We start from the raw sequence: 1,270 nt of genomic DNA, 5'->3' as shown, positions 1-1,270 counted from the left end.
GCGGAGCATGTGCCCCGTCTCCGCGGCGTAGCCGGCGATCGAGGCGCTGTTCAGCGGCACGCGCAGCACTGCCTTCGGCACGGGAATGCGGTTGTTCTGGAAATGCGTGGCCTCGAGCCACTTCTTCACGCCCTCGCGGCGGACGAGGAAGATCGTCCCGGCCTCGGCACCCGTCAGCCTGCGGCTGTGGCTGAGTACCCGGGCCATCATCTCGTCCGAGGTGACGCTGGCCGAGATGGCGAGGAATTCGCTGAAGTCGATCGTCCTGCCCATGCGCGACTGGACCCCTCCCGACGATGTGCGCTCGCAACGCTATACCGAAACCGATGCGGCTCGCATCCGGTCCGTCAGACCGTCGCCTTGGGCTTCGCGGAGAGGTGCTCCTGCAGCCGCGGCATGAGCTCGACGAGGTTGCAGGGGCGGTGGCGGTTGTCGAGCTGCCACCTGAGGATCTCCTCCCAGCCGTCGCGGCATGCAGAGGGGGAACCGGGCAGGGCAAAGACATAGGTGCCGCCGGCGACTCCGCCGACCGCGCGGCTCTGGATCGTCGAGGTCCCGATCTTCGGCCAGCTGATCCAGCGGAACATCTCGCCGAAGCCGTCGATGCGCTTCTCGAGCAGGGATTCGACGGCCTCCGGCGTCACGTCGCGGCCGGTGACGCCGGTCCCGCCGGTGGACACGACGACGTCGACCTGGCTGTCGGCGATCCAGGCGCGGATGGCTGCCGCGATCTCTGCCACGTCGTCACGCACGATGCGGCGCGCATGCACCACGTGGCCGTCGCGGCGGACCATCTCGGCGAGCGCGTCGCCCGACCTGTCGTCGGCGGCGCCCCTCGTGTCGGACACCGTCAGGATCGCGATGTTGACCGGCAGGAAGGGGCGGCTCTCATCGATCTTTGGCATTGGGACCGGTCGCTCTGGCTGTCAGGAACACCGGAGGAACGTAGCTCGGCCAGGCGCCCTGGGCGACCGCGTCGAGCGAGGGTGCGGGCTGGCCCATGCGCTCGGAATACATCCAGTAGGAATAGAGGACGCGGGTGATGAAATGCCGCGTCTCCGGCGAGGGCAGGGTCTCGATCGCCAGCAGCGCGTCCTCGCGCGTCTCGGCGTCGCGCTGGTCCCGGCGCTGCTTCCATCGCACCACGGTGCCGGGGCCGGCGTTGTAGGAGGCGGCGAGGCGGATGAGGTCGCCGCCCACCGGCTCGCTCTCGAGAAGTTGCAGCAGGTAGCGCTGGCCCAGAGTCATGTTGAATGACGGGTCGTGGAGG

Annotated in this window: 3 protein-coding genes; all 3 read right to left on the bottom strand. The window is 68.8% G+C overall.

The window, feature by feature from the left end; genetic code table 11:
- Positions 1-273, bottom strand: a 273-nt coding sequence (locus FJ309_17650; protein ID MBM3956399.1) for a transcriptional regulator, incomplete at its 3' end; no start/stop codon positions are given.
- Between the two features lie 74 nt (positions 274-347).
- Positions 348-905, bottom strand: coding sequence for a molybdenum cofactor biosynthesis protein B (gene moaB, locus FJ309_17645; GenBank protein ID MBM3956398.1), 558 nt, complete (start codon positions 903-905; stop codon positions 348-350).
- On the bottom strand, positions 889-1,270 hold a 382-nt coding region (locus FJ309_17640; GenBank protein MBM3956397.1), incomplete at its 5' end, for a lytic transglycosylase domain-containing protein. The genes moaB and FJ309_17640, both read right to left, overlap by 17 nt.

Source organism: Planctomycetota bacterium (genome assembly GCA_016872555.1).
Lineage (GTDB): Bacteria > Planctomycetota > Planctomycetia > Pirellulales > UBA1268 > F1-20-MAGs016.
The sequence above is the reverse complement of the archived record's forward strand: the minus strand, read 5'-3'. Positions and strand labels throughout refer to the sequence as shown.

Coding starts and splice junctions, on each gene's coding strand:
- moaB (MBM3956398.1), bottom strand. CDS start 905: ATGCCAAAGATCGATGAGAGCCGCCCCTTCCTGCCGGTCAACATCGCG.